Source organism: Streptomyces cyaneofuscatus (assembly GCF_042718795.1).
GTDB lineage: Bacteria > Actinomycetota > Actinomycetes > Streptomycetales > Streptomycetaceae > Streptomyces > Streptomyces cyaneofuscatus_A.
The window spans coordinates 20255-36901 of the sequence record NZ_JBHXOX010000009.1 but is presented as its reverse complement, the minus strand read 5'-3'; the positions used below and the strand labels follow the sequence as shown (position 1 = coordinate 36901).

The window sequence follows — 16647 nt, the reverse complement described above, 5'->3', positions numbered from 1 at the left end:
TCAGCATGTACGGCTGGATCTGGCGGCATCTGCCGGGCAACGCATGGGTGCGGAGTGTCATCGCGCTCGTGCTGGTTCTCGCGGTCGTCTACGCGCTGTTCCAGTACGTCTTCCCCTGGGCGGAGCCGCTGCTCCCGTTCGGTGAAGTGACCGTCGACGGCGCGAGCGCCGGTGGGGCAGGAGCCGGGCAGTGAGCGCACGCATCCTCGTCGTGGACAACTACGACAGCTTCGTCTTCAACCTCGTCCAGTACCTCTACCAGCTCGGCGCCGAGTGCGAGGTGCTGCGCAACGACGAGGTGACCACCGCCCATGCCCAGGACGGCTTCGACGGCGTCCTGCTCTCCCCCGGCCCTGGCACGCCCGAGCAGGCCGGGGTCTGCGTGGAGATGGTGCGCCACTGCGCCGACACCGGCGTTCCGGTCTTCGGCGTCTGCCTGGGGATGCAGTCCATGGCCGTCGCGTACGGCGGTGTCGTCGACCGGGCCCCCGAGCTGCTGCACGGCAAGACCTCGCCCGTGGACCACGAGGGCAAGGGCGTCTTCGCCGGTCTGCCCTCCCCCTTCACCGCGACCCGCTACCACTCGCTCGCCGCCGAACCGGCCGCGCTGCCACCGGAGCTGGAGGTCACGGCCCGCACGGCGGACGGCATCATCATGGGGCTGCGCCACCGGGACCGGGCCGTGGAGGGCGTGCAGTTCCACCCCGAGTCGGTGCTCACCGAGTACGGACACCTGATGCTCGCCAACTGGCTGGAGCAGTGCGGCGACCAGGGGGCCGTCGCGCGGTCGGCGGGGCTCGCGCCGGTGGTGGGCAAGGCCGCGGCGTGACCGGACCTCGCCCCGAGGACGACACCGGACTTCAGGGCCCGTACGCGCGAGGGGTGTACGGGGCCGACGGGGCGTTCGTCGCGGCGGTGGACGGGCTGGCGGACCCGCTCAACGATCCGCTGCCTGGCCCGCTCCAGGACCCGCTCCAGGGCCCGTCGGCCGACCTGCTCGACGATCCCCTCAACGATCCGCTGCCCGGGCAGCACGCCTCCCCGTGGTTCCGGAGCGAGACCGTCCAAGGGGATCCGGGCGGCGGACGGCGGGACGCGGTGCCGGTGGAGGGGGCGGTGCCGCCGACGTCGGCGTACGGGGGGCCTCAGCAGCCGCAGGGGGGCCCGAGCGAGTGGTACGAACCCGAGGGGTACCGACGTGACCGGTACGGCTCCCAGCAGGCCCCTGCGCCCCCTCCCGTGCCTTCTCCCGCGCCGGCTCCGGCCGACGAGACCCTGGGGCTGCGGACCGCGGACACCCGCCGAATAGTGGTGGAGCCGTACGAACGGTCCGAACGAGCCGAGCCTGTTGAAGAAGCCGAGGCGGCCGAGCCGGTCACCGGAGGGCGGGCCGAGCGGCGCCGTGCGGCCAAGGGGCGCGGTGGCCGCCGTCCCGCCCCGGCGGGCACCCGTGCCACCGCGCCCTCCGCCCCCATGTCCCGGATGGAGGCGCGGCGCGCGGCGAAGGCGGCCAAGGACAGTCCCGCCGTGGTCGCCAGCCGGGCCGTCGGCGAGATCTTCATCTCGTTGGGCGTCCTGATGCTGCTGTTCGTCACCTACCAGCTCTGGTGGACCAACGTCCGGGCCGAGCAGATCGCCGGCAGCGAGAAGGACAAGATCCAGGAGGAGTGGGCCAAGGGGGCGGGCAAGCCCGGGGTGTTCGCGCCGGGCCAGGGCTTCGCCATCATGCACATCCCGAAGCTCGACGTCGTCGTCCCCGTAGCCGAGGGCATCAACAAGGAGAGGGTCCTCGACCGGGGCATGCTCGGCCACTACGGCGAGGGCAAGCTGAAGACAGCGATGCCCGAGGACAAGCAGGGCAACTTCGCCGTGGCGGGCCACCGCAACACCCACGGCGAACCGTTCCGCTACGTCAACAAGCTCAGCCCCGGCGACCCGATCGTGGTCGAGACGAGGACCGCGTACTACACGTACGAGATGACCAGCCTCCTGCCGTCCACCCTGCCGTCCAACGTCTCGGTGATCGAACCGATCCCGGTCGGATCGGGGTTCACCAAGCCCGGCCGGTACATCACGCTGACCACCTGCACACCGGAGTTCACGAGTACCTACCGGCTGATCGTCTGGGGCAAGATGGTCGACGAACGGCCGCGCAGCGAGGGGAAGCCCAAGGCGCTCGTCGGCTGAACATCATCACGACAGGGGCGGTGCGGTGACAGCGAGGACCGAGCACGACGAGCGGACCGACGTGTCCGCGCCCCCCGCGCCCCGGCCGATCAGGCACCCCGTCGCCACGGCCGTCAGCGTCCTCGGGGAGCTCCTGATCACCGCGGGGCTGCTGCTCGCGCTCTTCGTCGCGTACTCGCTGTGGTGGACCAACGTGCTCGCCGACCGCGAGGCCGACAAGCAGGGCGACACGGTCCGCAGCAAGTGGGCGGACGGGCCGGGCGCACTGGACACCAAGGACGGCATCGGCTTCCTGCACGTCCCCGCCATGAAGAACGGCGAGGTGCTGGTCAAGAAGGGCACCGACCCCGAGACCCTGAACAACGGCATCGCGGGCTACTACACGGACCCGATCCCCTCCGGCCTCCCCTGGGACGACGAGGGCAACTTCACGCTGGCCGCGCACCGGGACGGCCACGGCGCCAAGTTCCACAACATCGACAAGCTGAAGAACGGTGACGCGCTCGTCTTCGAGACCAAGGACACCTGGTACGTGTACAAGGTCTACAAGTCGCTCCCCGAGACGACGAAGTTCAACGTCGACGTGATCCAGCCGGTCCCGGAGGAGTCGGGCGTCAAGAAGCCCGGCCGCTACATCACCCTGACGACCTGCACCCCGGTCTACACCTCGAAGTACCGGTACATCGTCTGGGGCGAGCTGGAGCGTACGGAGAAGGTCGACAAGGACCGTACGAAGCCGGTGGAGCTGCTCTAGCCACTCACTCCGCCCGCCTGCCTGCCGGTACGACGAGGGGCCCCGGTCACCATCCACGGTGACCGGGGCCCCTCTTTCCGTACGTACGACACGTACGACGAGCGGGCGCTACTCGCCCGACGGGCCTCCGAAGAGACCGCCGCCGCCCTGGTCCCCGCCGCCGCCCGGGGTGGCGAAGATGTTGACCGCCGAGTTCTTGTCCACGGTCTCACCCGCCCCCGGCTGCACGACGGCCACGATGGCGTTGTCCTCCTGCGACCCCTGGACGTTGCCGACCTGGAGGCCCGCCTCCTGGAGCTTCGCCTTGGCCTCGCCCAGCGTCATGCCCTGGATCTGCGGGACCTGGGTCTTCTCCGGCTCCGGCGGCTTCGTCGGCTCCGGCGGGCCCTTGGAGACCTTGAGGACGATCTGCGCGTCCTTGGCGTGCTTGCCGGGCTGCGGGGTCTGCTCGACGACGGTGTCCTTCGGCTCCTCGGAGTCGACGTCGGTCCGCGAGATGTTGGTGAAGCCGATGCCCCGCAGTTGCTGTTCCGCCGCCGCGAAGGTGCGGGTGCGCATGTCGGGCAGGTCCAGGGTCTCCTTCTTGGCGACCGTGATGGTCACCTCGGAGCCGTCCTCCGCCTCGCTGCCGCCGTCGGGCTTCTGCCTGATCACCGTGCCCTCGGTCTTCTCGGACTCGACCGCGGTCACGTTGACCGTGAAGCCCTTGTCCTCCAGGGCCTTGCGGGCGCCGTCCTCGGACTTCTCCAGGACGTCGGGCACCTCGATCTTCGGGGCGCCGGTGGAGACCATGACCTCGACGGTCCCGTTCTCGTCCATCTCGCCGTTCTCCGGCGTCTGCGAGCAGATGTCGCCCTTCTCCTGCTGTTCGCACGGCTCCTCGCCGGCGACCTTCAGGACGACCCCGGCTCTCTCGACGAGCTGTTCCGCCTCCTTGACGGTGGAACCGACCAGGTTCGGCACGGGGACCTGGCTGTCGTTGCCGCTGTCGCTGAAGACGGACCGGCCGATCAGGATCGCGCCGATGAGCACCAGGATGCCCGCGACGACCAGCAGGATCGTCGAGGTGTTGCTCTTCTTCGGCTGCTGGCGACGGCGGCCCGCGCGGTCGTCGTAGCCGTAGCCGCCGTCGTCCGGGTTGACCGGGGGCAGCATCGAGGTCGGCGCGTTGTTCGGGTCGGCGGCGCGCAGGGCGGTGGTGGGCTGGTCGGCGTTGTAGCCGTCGTAGCCTCCGTACCCCACGGCGCCCATCGCCGCCGCGGCCGCGACCGGCCGGCCGTCGAGGCAGGCCTCGATGTCGGCCCGCATCTCGTCGGCGGACTGGTAGCGGTAGTCCGGGTCCTTGGTGAGCGCCTTCAGCACGATCGCGTCCATCTCGGGCGTGATCTCGGGGTCGAAGTTGCTCGGCGGCTGCGGCTCCTCGCGCACGTGCTGGTAGGCCACGGCGACGGGCGAGTCCCCGACGAACGGGGGCCGGACCGCGAGGAGCTCGTAGAGCAGGCAGCCGGTGGAGTACAGGTCGGAGCGCGCGTCGACCTGTTCGCCCTTGGCCTGCTCAGGGGAGAGGTACTGGGCGGTGCCGATGACCGCGGCGGTCTGCGTCATGGTCATGCCGGAGTCGCCCATGGCCCGGGCGATACCGAAGTCCATGACCTTGACCTGGCCGGTGCGCGTCAGCATGACGTTGGCCGGCTTGATGTCGCGGTGGACGATCTGGGCGCGGTGCGAGTACTCCAGGGCCTGGAGGATGCCGACCGTCATCTCCAGCGTCCGCTCGGGCAGCAGCCGCCGGCCGGAGTGCAGGAGCTCCCGCAGGGTCGACCCGTCGACGTACTCCATCACGATGTACGGGATGGAGACCCCGTCGACGTAGTCCTCGCCGGTGTCGTAGACGGCGACGATCGCGGGGTGGTTGAGCGAGGCGGCCGACTGGGCCTCACGGCGGAACCGGGCCTGGAAGGACGGATCGCGGGCCAGGTCGGCCCGGAGCGTCTTCACAGCTACGGTGCGGCCGAGCCGGGTGTCGTGGGCGAGGTAGACCTCGGCCATGCCACCACGGCCGAGCACCGAGCCCAGCTCGTACCGGCCGCCGAGGCGACGCGGCTCTTCCATAACTGTTCCAGCCCTCTCCGTCAGTCCTGACCGCACCCGTGTGTGTGGTCCGGCGGTGCGCTGTTCGCGCATACGCTACCGGGCACGGGTGACGTGATCGGCCCGCACCCGTCAGCCGATATCCGACCGGTATCCGATGTCCGGTATGGGCGGGCGGCCGCCGTGACGGGTCTCACTGCTTGCTGTCGACGACCGCCTTCATCACGTCGCGCGCGATCGGGGCGGCCAGTCCGCCACCGGAGATGTCGTCCCGGTTGGCGTTGCCGTCCTCGACCACGACGGCGACGGCGACCGGGGAGCCGCTGTCGGTCTTCGCGTACGAGATGAACCAGGCGTACGGCTTCTCGCTGTTGTTCAGACCGTGCTGGGCGGTACCGGTCTTGCCGCCCACTGTGACGCCGGGGATCTGCGCGTTGGTTCCCGTGCCCTTCTCGACGACGGTCTCCATCATCTGCTGGACCTTCTGGGCGTTCTCGCCGGACAGCGCCCGGCTCAGCTCCTCGGGCTCGGCGGTGTAGATGTCGTCCAGGTTGGGCGCCTGGCGCCTGGCGACCATGTACGGCTGCATCAGCTTGCCGTCGTTGGCGATGGCGGAGGCCACCATGGCCATCTGGAGCGGGGTGGTCCGGTTGGACGCCTGGCCGATGCCGGCCATCGCGTTCTGCGGCCGGTTGTCCTCGGGGTAGATGCTCGCGTCGGCGCGGACGGGCGTGAAGACTTCCTTGTTGAAGCCGAACTTGTCCGTCTGCTCGATCATCTTCTCGTTGCCGAGGTCGTCGCTGACCTTCCCGAAGACGGAGTTGCACGACACCCGCAGGGCTTCGCGCAGCGAGGCGTCCTTGCAGGGGATGTTGCCCTCGTTCTGCAGCGGGAGGGTGCTCTGCGGCAGCGTCCAGGGCAGCGGGGAGTCCGTCTTGGCGTCGATGTCGTCGTAGAGCCCGTTCTCCAGGGCGGCGGCGGCGGTGACGACCTTGAAGGTGGAGCCGGGGGGGTAGGTCTCGCGCAATGCCCGGTTGAGCATCGGCTTGTCCTTGTCCTTCAGGAGCGTCTGCCGGGCGTCCGAGTCCTTGAGCGAGTTCCCGGCGAAGACCGAGGGGTCGTACGACGGGGTGCTCGCGAGAGCGAGGATCGCGCCCGTCTGCGGGTCCAGGGCGACGACTGCGCCCTTCTTCTCGCCGAGACCCTTGAACGCGGCCTTCTGGGCGGCCCCGTTGAGGGTCGTGACGACGTTGCCGCCCTGCTTCTTCTCGCCGGTGAACATCGACATCGTCCGGTCGAAGAAGAGCTGGTCGTCGTTGCCGGTGAGGATGCCGTCCTCGAGGTTCTCCAACTGCGAGGAGTCGAAGGCCTGCGAGGAGTAGCCGGTCACGGGGGCCCAGAGAGGCCCGTCCTTCCAGACCCGCTTGTACGTGAAGTCGCCGTCCTCGGTCTCGACGGAGCCAGTGATGGCCTTGCCGTCCACGATGATGTCGCCGCGCTCGTGGGCGTAGCGCTCGATCTGGACGCGGCGGTTGTACTTGTGGCTGTTCAGCTCGTCCGCACGGACGTACTGGAGCCAGTTGTCCCGGATCAGGAGGGCCAGGACGAGGATGCCGCAGAAGATCGCGATCCGTCGCAGTGGCTTGTTCACGGTCGGACCACCTGCGTCATCTCTGCGTCGGTCGAGGGTGCGGGCGCCGGGGCCGGGCGGCGCGCGGTGTCGCTGATGCGGATCAGGATGGCGATCAGGGCCCAGTTGGCCAGTACGGAGGAACCGCCCGCCGCCAGGAACGGCATCGTCATACCGGTGAGCGGGATGAGACCCATCACACCGCCGGCGACGACGAACACCTGGATGGCGAACGATCCCGAGAGGCCGATCGCGAGGAGCTTGCCGAACGGGTCGCGGGCCGCCAGCGCGGTGCGCACTCCGCGCTCCACGATCAGGCCGTAGATGAGGAGCACACCCATCATCCCGGCGAGCCCCAGCTCCTCGCCGACGGTGGCGAGGATGAAGTCGGAGTTGGCGGCGAAGCCGATCAGGTCGGAGTGGCCCTGTCCGAGACCGGTCCCGAGGGTGCCTCCGGAGCCGAAGGCCATCAGGGACTTGGCCATCTGCTCGCTCGCCGCCTGCTCGCCCCAGCCCGCGAACGGGTCGAGCCAGGCGGTGACGCGCTGCTGGACGTGCGGTTCGAACGAGGCGACACCGACGGCACCGATCCCGGACATCAGCAGACCGAAGACGATCCAGCTGGTGCGCTCGGTGGCGACGTACAGCATCACGACGAACATGCCGAAGAAGAGCAGCGAGGAGCCGAGGTCGGTCTCGAAGACCAGGATCAGGATGGAGAACGCCCAGACCATCAGGATCGGGCCCAGGTCGCGGCCGCGGGGCAGGTACAGGCCCATGAACCGGCGGCTGGCCAGCGCCAGCGCGTCCCGCTTGACCATCAGGTAGCCCGCGAAGAACACCGCGATGATGATCTTGGCGAACTCACCGGGCTGGAGCGTACCGATGCCGGGGATCTTGATCCAGATCTTGGCGCCGTTCACCGCAGGGAAGAACATCGGCAGGATCAGCAGGAACAGCGCCACGAGCATGGAGATGTACGTGTAGCGCTGGAGGATGCGATGGTCCTTGAGGATGGCCAGGACCGCGACGAGCATGCCTACGCCGATCGCCGAGAACAGCAACTGCTTCGAGGCAGCGGGGGCGAAAGTCTTCAGAGCCTGGAACCGGTCTGACTGGTCCAGGCGCCAGATGAACGCCAGGCCGAGGCCGTTCAGGAGGACGGCCAGGGGCAGCAGCAGCGGGTCGGCGTACTTGGCGAACCTCCGCACCGCGAGGTGGGCGACGCCGCCGAGCAGGGCGAGCCCCGCTCCGTAACCGAGCATGCCCGAGGGCAGCTCGCCGTTGAGGGCGAGGCCCACGTTGGCGTAGGCGAACACCGAGATGGCGACGGCGAAGATGACGAGCGCCAGCTCGGTGTTGCGGCGGCTCGGTGCGTCGATCGCGCCGATGGTGGTCGTGTTGGTGACAACGCTCATGGTGCTGAAGGCCCCCTACGGCTTACTGCTTACCGCACTGCGGGACCAGCTTCTTCTCTTCCTCCGAGAGGCTGGGGCCGGGAGTGGGAGTCGCGGTGTTCGGCTTGGTCCCCGTGGTGGGGGGAGTGGCGGAAGTCTCGGCCTCGGCCTCGGCCGCGCGGCGCTGCGCGTCCTTCTTGCAGGCGGATGCCTGGGCGGCGAGCTCGTCGACCTTCTTGCGGGCGTCGGTGATGCTGCCCTCGGCGATCGTCGCCTCGACCTGCTTGCGCTGGTACGGCGGCAGGTACTTGAGCTCGATCTCGGGGTGGTTCTTCTCCACCTCGGAGAGCGAGATCCAGGCGAGGTCCTGGCTGATGCCGCGGAACAGCGCCACGTTCTCGTTCTGCGCGCCGACGTAGAACTGGGTCTGCGTCCAGCGGTAGCCGCCGTAGAGGCCGCCGCCGATCACGCCGAGGACCAGCACGGTGAAGACGGACCGCTTGAGCCATTTACGGCCGCCGCCGCGCGGCTTGTCGAGGTCGTCGTCGGCGTACGCGTCGTACGAGCCGTCCGGCAGGTCGCCGTAGCCGGAGTCACCGCTGCCGGGCGGGCCGAAGCCGCCCGAGGGGGGCGGGACGGGGCGGCCGAGACCGGCCGCGCGGCCGGCCGGGGTCTGCATGGCCCCGCCGTCGTTCAGCACCGCCTGGTTCTCGGCGACCGCGCCGACGACGACCGGGGTCTCGCTGAGCCGGCCGGCCAGGGTGTCGTTGTTGTCGACGTCCAGGACGTCGGCCACGATGCAGGTGATGTTGTCGGGGCCACCGCCGCGCAGAGCGAGCTGGATGAGCTCCTGGATGGTCTCCTGCGGGCCCTGGTAGCTGGCCAGGGTCTCTTCCATCGTCTGGTGCGAGACCACGCCGGAGAGGCCGTCGGAGCAGATCAGGTAGCGGTCACCGGCGCGGACCTCGCGGATGGAGAGGTCCGGCTCGACGTGGTCGCCGCTGCCCAGCGCCCGCATCAGCAGGGAGCGTTGCGGGTGGGTGGTGGCCTCTTCCTCGGTGATGCGGCCCTCGTCGACGAGGCGCTGCACCCAGGTGTGGTCCTGGGTGATCTGGGTCAGGACGCCGTCGCGCAGCAGATACGCGCGGGAGTCGCCGACGTGCACCAGGCCGAGGCGCTGGCCGGTCCAGAGAAGGGCGGTGAGCGTGGTGCCCATGCCCTCCAGCTGGGGGTCCTCCTCGACCATGACGCGCAACTGGTCGTTGGCCTGCTGCACGGCGGTGGCCAGGGAGGTCAGGATGTCCGAACCCGGGACGTCGTCGTCGAGCTGGACGAGCGTGGAGATCACCTCGGAGCTGGCGACCTCACCGGCCGCCTGGCCGCCCATGCCGTCGGCGATGGCGAGCAGCCGGGGTCCGGCGTAGCCGGAGTCCTCGTTCCCCTCCCGGATCATGCCTTTGTGCGATCCGGCGGCGAAGCGCAGGGACAGACTCATGCGCACCTGCCCCGTCGACGCCGCGTCGGGGTACAGCCTGTCTCGAGCCACACTGCCCACCCTCCGGTCGGGAACCGGGCAGCGTCCGTCGTCCAGGCTGCCGCGGCTCGCTCGCTCCGCTCGCTCATTGTCGTACTACTTCCGCAGCTCGATGACGGTCTTGCCGATACGGATCGGCGCGCCCAGCGGAACGGGCGTCGGGGTGGTGAGCCGGGTCCGTTCCAGATACGTGCCGTTGGTGGACCCGAGATCCTCCACGATCCACTGGCCGTCCCGGTCCGGGTAGATCCTGGCATGCCTGCTGGACGCGTAGTCGTCGTCCAGCACGATCGTCGAATCGTGGGCCCGTCCCAGAGTGATGGTCTGGCCCTGGAGCGCGACCGTGGTGCCCGTGAGGGTGCCTTCGGACACGACCAGCTTCGTTGGTGCCCCGCGGCGCTGGCGCCCGGGCTGCTGGCGCTGCTGGGGCGGCGCCGCTTGTTGTTGTTGGCGGCCCTGTTGCGGGCGCGCGTCGGCGGCAGTGCGGCGTGAGCCGCGCTGCGTGACACGCGTTCCGAACAGGTCGCTGCGGATGACCTGGACGGCCACGATCACGAACAGCCACAGAACAGCCAGGAAACCTAGCCGCATGACCGTCAGGGTCAGCTCTGACATTGCCCCCGCTTCACCCTTCGGCTTGCCGGTAAACGATGGTGGTGCTTCCCACGACGATCCGTGAGCCGTCGCGGAGCGTAGCGCGGGTGGTGTGCTGCCCGTCCACCACGATGCCGTTGGTGGACCCGAGATCCTGGATCGTCGAGGGCGTTCCGGTCCGGATCTCACAGTGCCGGCGCGATACGCCGGGGTCGTCGATCCGCACGTCGGCGTCGGTGGATCGTCCCATCACCAACGTCGGGCGGGAAATCTGGTGGCGGGTGCCGTTGATCTCGATCCAGCGCCGCACCTGGGCGTCCGGCAGGGCGCCCGGCCCGGCCGGCGGGCGCCGGTCGCTCGTGGGCGCCGAGGGCCGTCCACCGCCGGGCGGCGGGGCCGCGGGCATCGGCGGAGGGGCGGTCGGGGGGTACCCGTAGCCACCGGGGGCCTGCGGGGCGGCGGGCCGCCCGGGGGCAGGCCGCTGGGGCTGGTCGAACTGGTCCTGCTGTGACGAACTCGACGCCAGGGTGCGGCTGCGCACCCGGTAGAGACCGGTGTCGAGGTCGTCGGCCTTCTCCAGGTGGACCTTGATCGGCCCCATGAAGGTGTAGCGCTGCTGCTTGGCGTAGTCGCGCACCAGGCCGGAGAGCTCGTCGCCCAGCTGGCCCGAGTACGGGCTGAGCCGCTCGTAGTCGGGAGTGGAGAGCTCGACGATGAAGTCGTTGGGGACGACGGTCCGCTCGCGGTTCCAGATCGTCGCGTTGTTGTCGCACTCCCGCTGGAGAGCTCCCGCGATCTCCACCGGCTGCACCTCGGACTTGAAGACCTTGGCGAAGGTGCCGTTGACCAGCCCTTCGAGGCGCTGCTCGAAACGCTTCATGACCCCCATGGGGCACCTCCTCCGGTGTCATCGTCCCTGTACTGCTTACTGATCGTATCCACGCGTCGGGAAATCGGCTGGTTCCCCTTCTCTGCCCTGTGGATGAGTGTCACCCCTCACACGGATCGTAGAGGTGGCCTCCTCACAGTGTCCCGCACCCGCGATGCTCTCTGGAGGAGTGGGGGCGGCTGCTCCGCGTTCCCGTTTCCCCTCCCGGGATCGATGAAACAACGGATGTGAATCACCCTGTCCACCGTGCTAATCTTCCGTTTGTCGCCAGGCGCTCGCACCACACAGGTGAGAGAGGGTCTGGGAACACCACTCTTGCGCGAGTGGCGGAACGGCAGACGCGCTGGCTTCAGGTGCCAGTGTCCTTAGGGACGTGGGGGTTCAAATCCCCCCTCGCGCACAACGGCAGTCGCTTGCGGCTGTGAGTTGATTCGGGAGAACCCCCGCTTCGGAGAGATCCGGAGCGGGGGTTCTTCGTTGTTGCGTCGTAGGATCGCCGGCCGGCTGTGTCGGCGGTGGGGCGGCGGGGTAAACAGGGCGTGCGGTCGGTATGCCCGCCGAAGCCCGGGTGCTCACTGGAGCGGTTTCCGGACAGACCGATGGTCTGCGGGGCGGCTTCCATGCATACGCTGATTGCAGAGGCTGGATCGACGGCTGCTCGGCAGTGAAGGGCTGAGCGCACAGAACGTCCCGGAGGCAGGAAATGGCGAAGCAGGCTCGCGCGGTGCAGACGTGGCGCTCGATCGTGGATGCCGCGGCGAGCGTCTTCGACGACTACGGCTACGAGCGCGCCGCCATCTCGGAGATCCTCCGCCGGGCCAAGGTGACCAAGGGGGCGTTGTACTTCCACTTCGCGTCCAAGGAGGCCATCGCCCAGGCGATCATGGACGAGCAGACCTCCACGGTCGATTTCGCCCAGGAAGGATCGCCGCTCCAGTCGCTGGTGGACGGCGGCCAGCAGTTCGCCTACGCCCTGCGCCACAACGCGATGGCGCGCGCCGGGACCCGCCTCTCCATCGAAGGTGTCTTCCTCGGCGGGCCGCACCCCTGGGGCGACTGGATCGACGCGACGGCCCGGATGCTGGAGCTGGGCAAGGAGCGGGGCGAGGTGCTGCCGCATGTCGATCCGATGGTGTCGGCCAAGGTCATCGTGGCTTCGTTCACCGGTATCCAGCTGATATCGGAAGCCGACTCCGGGCGAGCGGATCTGCGCGAGCAGGTGGCCGAGATGTGGCGCCATCTTCTTCCGTCGATCGCCCACCCCGGTGTCATCGCCCACATCAAACCGGAGGGCCGGGTTGATCTCGCGGCCCAGGCGCGCGAGAAGGCGGAGCAGGCCGAGCGGGAGGCCCAGGAGATCGCCGCCGCCGCTGAGGCGGCCCGTGGGGCCGCCGCTGCCGGCCGGAACGGCGGGGGTGGCCCGCGCGGTGGTGGGGCCGGTCGCGGTACGCGGGACCAGCCCGAGGGGGAAGGCGCCGACGAACCTGCCGGGGGCGAGGTGACGGCGACGGCTGGAGGGCGGCTCTGACCGGAGCGTGCCGTGCCACGTCGTGCTTGGTTTCACGCTTGGTTTCACGTGAAACGTCCGGTTGCTGACTGCTGACTGCTGACTGTTCACAGCACAGGGCCGCGGAACTCGATCGAGTTCCGCGGCCCTGTTCTTCGTGGTGGCGGTGCCCGTCGGATCAGGCGGCGAGGCGGGTGGCGAGGGCCTTGGCCTTCTGCCGGGCCTCGTCGAACGCCTTGGCGCGGGAGGCCTCGGCGAGCGGGACCAGCTCGGCCATCGACGGCTGCGTGTGGGCGAGGGTCAGCTCCGGAACGATGAAGTCCACCTCGGCGGAGAACATGCTCGTGAGCAGCTTCTCCAAGTAATTCTGGACAAATTCGAAGTCCTCGCGCGGGGTGCCGGGCGCGTACGAGCCGCCGCGGCTGGCGACGACGGTCACCGGGGTCCCCGCGACGGGGGAGTCCGGTCCCGTGTTGTGCCCGACGACGATCACCTGGTCCAGCCAGGCCTTCAGGGTCGACGGGATCGTGAAGTTGTACATCGGTGCGCCGATCAGGACGGCGTCCGCCGCTGCCAGCTCCTCGGCCAGCTCCCGGCGCAGCGGGTCGTCGGCGCCCGCGACCACCGCTGCCGCGTCGAGGTGGGGTACCGGGTCGGCGGCGAGATCGCGGTGGACGACGGTTCCGTCCGGGTTCTCGTCGCGCCAGGCCTGGACGAACGCGGCGGTGACGTCCCGGGACGCGGAGCCCTGCGGGAGGACGGCGGAGTCGAGGTGCAGAAGCGTGGCCATGGGGATCTCCACAGAGAGCGAAGGGGAGGGGTGGCGGCGGATGGTGAGCGCCACCCCTTTCGTACGTAACTACTCATAGCATAGTCCCTTACTTTTCATAAGTGACCTACGGTGGCGCAGTACCCTGGGGGTATGGCAGATCACAGCGAGCAGACCTGTCGGCGGGTCGATGGGGGCATCAGTCGCGTCTTCGAGCTGTTCGGCAAGCGCTGGACCGGGCCGATCGTCTCGGTGCTGCTCCAGCGGCCCGTGCATTTCGCGGAGTTGCGCCGCGCGATTCCCGGGATCAGCGAGCGCATGCTCTCGGACCGGCTGACCGAGCTCGGGGCGGCCGGCCTGGTGATCCGTGAGGTCGACGAGGGGCCGCCGCTGCGCGTCGCGTACCGCCTCACCGAGGCCGGCGCCGCGATGGAGCCGGCGCTCAAGGAGCTCGGGCAGTGGGCGGACACGTACCTCGCGGAATCGGAGCCGGGCACCGGCTGCTGAGCACTTCTGAGCGCTCCGGAGGACTCCTGAGGGGTGCTGACGGCCGCGGGGAACGGCGGTACGGTCGTGCTCGGTCGGAGAGTTGACGAGGCGGGGGAGGCGGCGCTCCATGGGCGTCATCGAAGGCGTGGGCATGAGCGGTGCGGAGGCGGGCATCGGTGCGGGCCCGGCTTCGGAACAGCGGCTCCCGGGGGCGGAGCCCCGTACGGCGGAGTCTCGTACGGCGGATCCCCATGCAGCGGAGTCTCGTACAGCGGAGCCTCGTATACCGGTCGTGCCCGGGTTCGCCCGGCGCGGGGAGGCGGGTTCCGCCAAGGCCGCGGGCAAGGCGCTCCGCGACCGGGTTCCGCGTTCCGCGCACGGTTCGCTGGTCCTGCCGTCGGGCCGTCCCGACGCGGTGCGGGCCGTCGAGGAGTCCAACCGGGGCCGGGTGCCGGGGCTCGCGCCGATCCGGGTGGGACGGATGGCCGCCTCGCCCTTCGCCTTCCTGCGCGGCTCGGCCGGGCTGATGGCCCACGACCTGATGGGGACCCCGGTCACCGGGGTGGGTGCCCAGCTCTGCGGCGACGCGCACGCGGCCAACTTCGGGCTCTACGGCGATGCCCGGGGCAGCCTGGTCATCGACCTCAACGACTTCGACGAGACCGTCTTCGGCCCCTGGGAGTGGGACCTCAAACGGCTCGCCACCTCGCTCGTGCTGGCGGGCCGGACCGCCGGGGCGGACGAGGACACCTGCCGCAAGGGCGCGTACGACACCGTCGGCGCCTACCGGCGCACCATGCGGCTGCTGGCGCGGCTGCCCGCGCTCGACGCCTGGAACGCCATCGCGGACGAGGAGCTCGTCTCGCACACCGACGCCCGCGACCTGGTCGGCACCCTGGAAAAGGTCTCGGAGAAGGCCCGCAGGAACACCAGCGCCCGGTTCGCCGCCCGGTCCACGGAGGACTGCCTCGACGGCGGCCGGCGCTTCGTCGACGCCCTGCCGGTGCTGCGCCGGGTGCCGGACGCGGAGGCCTCGGCGGTCGCGGCGGGGCTCGGCGCCTATCTCGCCACGATCTCCGAGGACCGGGTACCCCTGCTGGCGCGGTACGCGATCCACGACGTGGCGTTCCGCGTGGTCGGCACCGGCAGCGTCGGGACCCGGTCGTACGTGGTGCTGCTGCTCGACCACCGGGGGGAGCCACTGGTCCTCCAGGTGAAGGAGGCGCGTCCGTCGGTGCTGGCGCCGTATCTGCCGGCCGTCGGCTTCGAGGCGCCGCGGGAGGGCCACGAGGGCCGTCGGGTGGTGCTCGGCCAGAAGCGGATGCAGGTCGTCAGCGACATCCTGCTCGGCTGGACGGACGTGGACGGCAGGCCGTACCAGGTGCGCCAGTTCCGCAACCGCAAGGGCAGCGTGGATCCCGCCGCGCTCACCGTCGAACAGGTCGACGACTACGGCCGGATGACCGGGGCCCTGCTGGCCCGCGCCCACTCCCACAGCGCCGACCCCCGGCTGCTCGCGGGCTACTGCGGCAAGAACGACGAGCTCGACGCGGCGATCGCCGACTTCGCGGTGGCCTACGCCGACCGTACGGAGGCGGACCACGCGGAGCTGGAGCGGGCGATCAAAGCGGGCCGGGTGGCCGCCGAGCGGGGGATATGAGGGCGCTGCGGTGACCTGCTCCGGCCCGGCGTCGGCTCCGCCGGGCCGGAGCCGGGGGCCGTGCGGTTCGGGGGCCTGAGCCCGGGGCGTGTGGCAGGGCGTGTGGCAGGGCGGGGGCCGTGCGTGTGGCCGGGCGTGGGGCCGTGCGGTTCGGGGCGTGCGGTCGTGGCCATACGCTGGACGGGTGACCCACGAAGCCGCCGGGGTGCCTCCCACCCGGAACGATGATGACCGGCAGGACGACGACCGGCCCGCCGAGCCGCAGCAGCCGCAGCAGCCCGCACAGGACGCTCAAGAAGCGCAGGACGCCGCGCCGCGTCCCGAGGCGCGGCTGGCCAAGGCCGTGCAGGTGGCCGAGCAGGCGCTGATCGAGTTCGAGATCGCGGTGGAGACCTTCCGGGTGGAGGTCGAGAACTTCTCCCGGCTGCACCACCAGAAGCTCGGCCCGATGTACGCGCGCCTCGACGAGCTGGACGCGCAGATCGCCGAGGCACGGGCCGCGAGGACCGGTGACCCCGAGGACCTGCGCAAGGCCAAGGAGGCGCGGGACATCGTCATGCCGATGCCCGGGGTCGACGAGCTCTTCCACGACTGGATGGACGGCGACGGGCTCTCCCCCGAGGCGTCCGCCATGCTCACCGAGCAGCCCGTACGGCCGCCGAAGCGGGTCAGGCCGAGCGAGGAGGCCCGCAAGCTCTACCGTGAGCTGGCCCGCAAGGCCCACCCGGACCTCGCCCAGGACGAGCCGGAGCGGGAGCGCCGGGACGAGTTCATCACCCGCGTGAACGCCGCCTACGGGCGCGGTGACGTCGAGCTGCTCAAGGAGCTGGCGGCCGAGTGGGCGGCGGGCCCGGCCCAGCCGCTCGCCCCGCTCAGCGAGAGCGAGGAGCTCTACGCCCGGCTGGAGTGGCTGAGCAGGCGCAAGGAGCTGCTCACGGTGCTCGCCAAGGAGCTGGAGGAGGGCGCGATCGGCTCGATGCTCCGGATGGCCCCGGACGACCCGGACCAACTGCTGGAGGACATCGGGGAGCAGCTGCTGGGCGAGGTGTCCCGGCGGGAGGCCGAGCTCGCGGGGATGGTGCAGTAGCGTTCCCGGTGACTTGGTGGGTTCCGGCGGACCCCCGGCCCGCGTACGTACGAGAGAAG

The 16647-nt window shown here is 70.1% G+C and carries 15 protein-coding genes and 1 tRNA gene; 9 read left to right on the top strand and 7 right to left on the bottom strand.

Annotated features, from left to right (window positions below):
* Window positions 1–5 precede the first annotated feature (5 nt).
* The 4 genes from ACFWRT_RS11895 to ACFWRT_RS11880 are packed head-to-tail and all read left to right on the top strand — an operon-like array spanning window position 6 to window position 2941.
* Window positions 6–194 (top strand): hypothetical protein, encoded by a 189-nt coding sequence (locus ACFWRT_RS11895; protein ID WP_161269151.1) that lies wholly within the window; start codon window positions 6–8, stop codon window positions 192–194.
* Window positions 191–829, top strand: coding sequence for an aminodeoxychorismate/anthranilate synthase component II (locus ACFWRT_RS11890; protein WP_018513899.1), 639 nt, complete (start codon window positions 191–193; stop codon window positions 827–829). Before ACFWRT_RS11895 ends, ACFWRT_RS11890 begins: the two co-directional genes overlap by 4 nt.
* Window positions 826–2187, top strand: a complete 1362-nt coding sequence (locus ACFWRT_RS11885; RefSeq protein ID WP_380954143.1) for a class E sortase — start codon at window positions 826–828, stop codon at window positions 2185–2187. The genes ACFWRT_RS11890 and ACFWRT_RS11885 overlap by 4 nt, the downstream gene beginning before the upstream one ends.
* 25 nt (window positions 2188–2212) lie before the next feature.
* Window positions 2213–2941, top strand: a complete 729-nt coding sequence (locus ACFWRT_RS11880) for a class E sortase (RefSeq protein ID WP_380954145.1) — start codon at window positions 2213–2215, stop codon at window positions 2939–2941.
* A gap of 108 nt (window positions 2942–3049) precedes the next feature.
* On the opposite strand, the gene pknB is transcribed toward ACFWRT_RS11880, so the two are convergent.
* From pknB to ACFWRT_RS11850, 6 genes are all read right to left on the bottom strand, one after another.
* Window positions 3050–5053 carry a Stk1 family PASTA domain-containing Ser/Thr kinase gene (gene pknB, locus ACFWRT_RS11875; protein WP_380954147.1) on the bottom strand — a complete coding sequence of 668 codons (2004 nt, stop codon included), beginning with the start codon at window positions 5051–5053 and terminating at the stop codon, window positions 3050–3052.
* A 172-nt stretch (window positions 5054–5225) separates the two neighbouring features.
* Window positions 5226–6683, bottom strand: a complete 1458-nt coding sequence (locus ACFWRT_RS11870; RefSeq protein WP_380954149.1) for a peptidoglycan D,D-transpeptidase FtsI family protein — start codon at window positions 6681–6683, stop codon at window positions 5226–5228.
* Complete coding sequence (locus ACFWRT_RS11865; RefSeq protein WP_380954151.1) at window positions 6680–8080, bottom strand: FtsW/RodA/SpoVE family cell cycle protein; 1401 nt, start codon at window positions 8078–8080, stop codon at window positions 6680–6682. The genes ACFWRT_RS11870 and ACFWRT_RS11865 overlap by 4 nt, the downstream gene beginning before the upstream one ends.
* A 22-nt stretch (window positions 8081–8102) precedes the next feature.
* The gene (locus tag ACFWRT_RS11860; protein WP_380954153.1) at window positions 8103–9554 is read right to left on the bottom strand and encodes a Stp1/IreP family PP2C-type Ser/Thr phosphatase; all 1452 of its coding nucleotides are present in this window, start codon (window positions 9552–9554) and stop codon (window positions 8103–8105) included.
* 135 nt (window positions 9555–9689) lie between these two features.
* Window positions 9690–10208, bottom strand: a complete 519-nt coding sequence (locus tag ACFWRT_RS11855) for an FHA domain-containing protein FhaB/FipA (RefSeq protein ID WP_003967913.1) — start codon at window positions 10206–10208, stop codon at window positions 9690–9692.
* 10 nt (window positions 10209–10218) lie between these two features.
* The gene (locus ACFWRT_RS11850; protein WP_380954155.1) at window positions 10219–11076 is read right to left on the bottom strand and encodes an FhaA domain-containing protein; all 858 of its coding nucleotides are present in this window, start codon (window positions 11074–11076) and stop codon (window positions 10219–10221) included.
* Window positions 11077–11393: 317 nt separating this feature from the next.
* Here ACFWRT_RS11850 and ACFWRT_RS11845 point away from each other — a divergent pair.
* Together ACFWRT_RS11845 and ACFWRT_RS11840 are read left to right on the top strand one after the other, a co-directional pair.
* A tRNA-Leu gene (locus ACFWRT_RS11845) sits at window positions 11394–11476 on the top strand.
* A gap of 303 nt (window positions 11477–11779) precedes the next feature.
* Complete coding sequence (locus tag ACFWRT_RS11840) at window positions 11780–12604, top strand: ScbR family autoregulator-binding transcription factor (RefSeq protein WP_380954156.1); 825 nt, start codon at window positions 11780–11782, stop codon at window positions 12602–12604.
* 157 nt (window positions 12605–12761) lie between these two features.
* Here ACFWRT_RS11840 and ACFWRT_RS11835 read toward each other — a convergent pair whose 3' ends face one another.
* A complete protein-coding gene (locus ACFWRT_RS11835) occupies window positions 12762–13373 on the bottom strand; it encodes an FMN-dependent NADH-azoreductase (protein ID WP_380954157.1) in 612 nt (203 codons plus the stop codon).
* 132 nt (window positions 13374–13505) lie between these two features.
* On the opposite strand from ACFWRT_RS11835, the gene ACFWRT_RS11830 reads away from it, so the two are divergent.
* The 3 genes from ACFWRT_RS11830 to ACFWRT_RS11820 all read left to right on the top strand — a co-directional run bounded on the left by ACFWRT_RS11830 (window position 13506) and on the right by ACFWRT_RS11820 (window position 16588).
* The gene (locus tag ACFWRT_RS11830; RefSeq protein WP_380954159.1) at window positions 13506–13859 is read left to right on the top strand and encodes a winged helix-turn-helix transcriptional regulator; all 354 of its coding nucleotides are present in this window, start codon (window positions 13506–13508) and stop codon (window positions 13857–13859) included.
* A 133-nt stretch (window positions 13860–13992) separates the two neighbouring features.
* The gene (locus ACFWRT_RS11825) at window positions 13993–15501 is read left to right on the top strand and encodes a DUF2252 domain-containing protein (protein WP_380954186.1); all 1509 of its coding nucleotides are present in this window, start codon (window positions 13993–13995) and stop codon (window positions 15499–15501) included.
* Window positions 15502–15685: 184 nt separating this feature from the next.
* Window positions 15686–16588, top strand: coding sequence for a J domain-containing protein (locus tag ACFWRT_RS11820; RefSeq protein ID WP_380954160.1), 903 nt, complete (start codon window positions 15686–15688; stop codon window positions 16586–16588).
* Window positions 16589–16647 lie beyond the last annotated feature (59 nt).

Bases quoted from the DNA above. Each gene is read 5' to 3' on its own strand.
- ACFWRT_RS11895 (WP_161269151.1), top strand. From the start codon at position 6: ATGTACGGCTGGATCTGGCGGCATCTGCCGGGCAACGCATGGGTGCGG.
- pknB (WP_380954147.1), bottom strand. From the start codon at position 5,053: ATGGAAGAGCCGCGTCGCCTCGGCGGCCGGTACGAGCTGGGCTCGGTG.
- ACFWRT_RS11865 (WP_380954151.1), bottom strand. From the start codon at position 8,080: ATGAGCGTTGTCACCAACACGACCACCATCGGCGCGATCGACGCACCG.
- ACFWRT_RS11860 (WP_380954153.1), bottom strand. From the start codon at position 9,554: ATGAGTCTGTCCCTGCGCTTCGCCGCCGGATCGCACAAAGGCATGATC.
- ACFWRT_RS11855 (WP_003967913.1), bottom strand. From the start codon at position 10,208: ATGTCAGAGCTGACCCTGACGGTCATGCGGCTAGGTTTCCTGGCTGTT.
- ACFWRT_RS11850 (WP_380954155.1), bottom strand. From the start codon at position 11,076: ATGGGGGTCATGAAGCGTTTCGAGCAGCGCCTCGAAGGGCTGGTCAAC.
- ACFWRT_RS11840 (WP_380954156.1), top strand. From the start codon at position 11,780: ATGGCGAAGCAGGCTCGCGCGGTGCAGACGTGGCGCTCGATCGTGGAT.
- ACFWRT_RS11835 (WP_380954157.1), bottom strand. From the start codon at position 13,373: ATGGCCACGCTTCTGCACCTCGACTCCGCCGTCCTCCCGCAGGGCTCC.
- ACFWRT_RS11830 (WP_380954159.1), top strand. From the start codon at position 13,506: ATGGCAGATCACAGCGAGCAGACCTGTCGGCGGGTCGATGGGGGCATC.
- ACFWRT_RS11825 (WP_380954186.1), top strand. From the start codon at position 13,993: ATGAGCGGTGCGGAGGCGGGCATCGGTGCGGGCCCGGCTTCGGAACAG.